The organism is Pseudochrobactrum saccharolyticum, from assembly GCF_008801715.1.
Lineage (GTDB): Bacteria > Pseudomonadota > Alphaproteobacteria > Rhizobiales > Rhizobiaceae > Pseudochrobactrum > Pseudochrobactrum saccharolyticum.
Map to the genome: position 1 here is coordinate 2,501 of NZ_VZPG01000010.1, position 3,375 is coordinate 5,875.

The 3,375-nt window shown below is 51.5% G+C and carries 2 rRNA genes; both read left to right on the forward strand.

Annotation, left to right across the window (positions count from 1 at the left end):
* The first annotated feature begins 201 nt into the window (after positions 1-201).
* A 23S ribosomal RNA gene (locus tag F7P81_RS16980) occupies positions 202-3,009 on the forward strand.
* Between the two features lie 223 nt (positions 3,010-3,232).
* Positions 3,233-3,347 (forward strand): 5S ribosomal RNA (gene rrf / locus F7P81_RS16985).
* Positions 3,348-3,375: the final 28 nt, after the last annotated feature.

The window sequence follows — 3,375 nt, forward strand, 5'->3', positions numbered from 1 at the left end:
TACTAGCTAACGTCGCCAAGTTTGCTCAAAGCTTGGCATTATGATTGGGATTGCCTAACCGCAACCATTGAACATGTCTCAAGAAGCTGGTCTTTTCTGCTAATATCCGGGCGCACTATCTTCGGTGTGCTACGCTTGCCAGTGTTTATCGTTAGACACTGATGTGAGCATAAAATCTTGATGGATATTGGCAATGAGAATAATCAAGTGAATTAAGGGCAATTGGTGGATGCCTTGGCATGCACAGGCGATGAAGGACGTGATACGCTGCGATAAGCGTCGGGGAGGTGCGAATACCCTTTGATCCGACGATTTCCGAATGGGGCAACCCACCTTAAATACCTAGAAAGTTTAAGCAGATCTTCGGATCTGTTTAGATTTCTAGGTATTGTTAATAAGGTATCTGCATCTGAATAAAATAGGGTGTAAGAGGCGAACGCAGGGAACTGAAACATCTAAGTACCTGCAGGAAAGGACATCAACCGAGACTCCGCAAGTAGTGGCGAGCGAACGCGGACCAGGCCAGTGGCTATAAAGAGACAAGCAGAAGAACCTGGAAAGGTTTGCCGTAGTGGGTGATAGCCCCGTATGCGTAATGCTCTTTGTAGTCCTTGAGTAGGGCGGGACACGTGAAATCCTGTCTGAACATGGGGAGACCACTCTCCAAGCCTAAGTACTCGTGCATGACCGATAGCGAACAAGTACCGTGAGGGAAAGGTGAAAAGCACCCCGACAAGGGGAGTGAAAGAGAACCTGAAACCGGTTGCCTACAAACAGTTGGAGCCCAAGATTAGTTCTGGGTGACAGCGTACCTTTTGTATAATGGGTCAGCGACTTAGTCTGACGAGCAAGCTTAAGCCGGTAGGTGTAGGCGTAGCGAAAGCGAGTCTGAACAGGGCGTTCAGTTCGTCGGATTAGACCCGAAACCGAGTGATCTAGCCATGAGCAGGTTGAAGGTTGGGTAACACCAACTGGAGGACCGAACCCATATCTGTTGCAATAGATTGGGATGACTTGTGGCTAGGGGTGAAAGGCCAATCAAACTCGGAGATAGCTGGTTCTCCGCGAAATCTATTTAGGTAGAGCGTTGGGCGAATACCTCAGGGGGTAGAGCACTGAATGGGTAATGGGGACTCACCGTCTTACTGATCTCAATCAAACTCCGAATACCTGAGAGTACTACCCAGCAGACACACGGCGGGTGCTAACGTCCGTCGTGAAGAGGGCAACAACCCTGACCACCATCTAAGGTCCCTAAGTTATGGCTAAGTGGGAAAGGATGTGAGGATCCCAAAACAACCAGGATGTTGGCTTAGAAGCAGCCATCATTTAAAGAAAGCGTAACAGCTCACTGGTCTAGATAAGGGTCTTTGCGCCGAAAATGTACCGGGGCTAAAGCCATACACCGAAGCTGTGGATGCACGTATGTGCGTGGTAGCGGAGCGTTCTGTAAGCCTGTGAAGGGATACTCGTGAGAGATCCTGGAGGTATCAGAAGTGAGAATGCTGACATGAGTAACGATAAAGAGTGTGAGAGACACTCTCGCCGAAAGTCCAAGGGTTCCTGCTTAAAGTTAATCTGAGCAGGGTTAGCCGGCCCCTAAGGCGAGGCCGAAAGGCGTAGTCGATGGGAACCACGTTAATATTCGTGGGCCTGTGGGTAGTGACGGATCGCGTGTGTTGTAAGGTCTTATTGGATTGATCTTGCAGCGAAGCGGTTCCAGGAAATAGCTCCCACATATAGACCGTACCCTAAACCGACACTGGTGGACTGGTAGAGTATACCAAGGCGCTTGAGAGAACTGCGTTGAAGGAACTCGGCAAATTGCACGCGTAACTTCGGAAGAAGCGTGACCCTTGTTTGCGCAAGCAGATGAGGGTGGCACAGACCAGGGGGTAGCGACTGTTTACCAAAAACACAGGGCTCTGCGAAGTCGCAAGACGACGTATAGGGTCTGACGCCTGCCCGGTGCTGGAAGGTTAAGAGGAGAGGTGCAAGCCTTGAATTGAAGCCCCAGTAAACGGCGGCCGTAACTATAACGGTCCTAAGGTAGCGAAATTCCTTGTCGGGTAAGTTCCGACCTGCACGAATGGCGTAACGACTTCCCCGCTGTCTCCAACGCAGACTCAGTGAAATTGAATTCCCCGTGAAGATGCGGGGTTCCTGCGGTTAGACGGAAAGACCCCGTGCACCTTTACTATAGCTTTACACTGGCATTTGTGGCGACATGTGTAGGATAGGTGGTAGACTTTGAAGCGGAGGCGCCAGCCTTCGTGGAGTCATCCTTGAAATACCACCCTTATCGTCATAGATGTCTAACTGCGACCCGTATATCCGGGTCCAGGACCGTGTATGGTGGGTAGTTTGACTGGGGCGGTCGCCTCCTAAAGAGTAACGGAGGCGCGCGATGGTGGGCTCAGAACGGTCGGAAATCGTTCGTCGAGTGCAATGGCATAAGCCCGCCTGACTGCAAGACAGACAAGTCGAGCAGAGACGAAAGTCGGTCATAGTGATCCGGTGGTCCCGTGTGGAAGGGCCATCGCTCAACGGATAAAAGGTACGCCGGGGATAACAGGCTGATGACCCCCAAGAGTCCATATCGACGGGGTTGTTTGGCACCTCGATGTCGACTCATCGCATCCTGGGGCTGGAGCAGGTCCCAAGGGTATGGCTGTTCGCCATTTAAAGCGGTACGTGAGTTGGGTTCAGAACGTCGTGAGACAGTTCGGTCCCTATCTGCCGTGGGTGTAGGAATATTGAAAGGATCTGTCCCTAGTACGAGAGGACCGGGATGGACGTATCTCTGGTGGATCTGTTGTCGTGCCAACGGCATAGCAGAGTAGCTATATACGGACTAGATAACCGCTGAAGGCATCTAAGCGGGAAACTAACCTTAAAACGAGTATTCCCTATCAGAGCCGTGGAAGACCACCACGTTGATAGGCCGGATGTGGAAGTGCAGTAATGCATGCAGCTGACCGGTACTAATAGCTCGATCGACTTGATTGTTCTCATTATCAATATCCATCAGCGACGACCAAGGGTCGTCGATGATAGAATTAGACTAGCGCTCACGGATCGTACGCAGCTAAAGCTGCTGATCCTCCGCGAGGGCGGCCAAAAGTGGCCGACGTGCGGTCGCACTTGCGAACACTGCGTGTTCGTGACCGAGGCGCTAAGATCTTATGCACGAAAATCCCAGCTTCTTATTTGTTTCTGTGCCCTTTGCTGACCTGGTGGTTATGGCGGAGCGGCTGCACCCGATCCCATTCCGAACTCGGCCGTGAAACGCTCCAGCGCCGATGGTACTTTGTCTTAAGACACGGGAGAGTAGGTCGCTGCCAGGTCTGCAAAAGGCACAGAAATAAAACATCT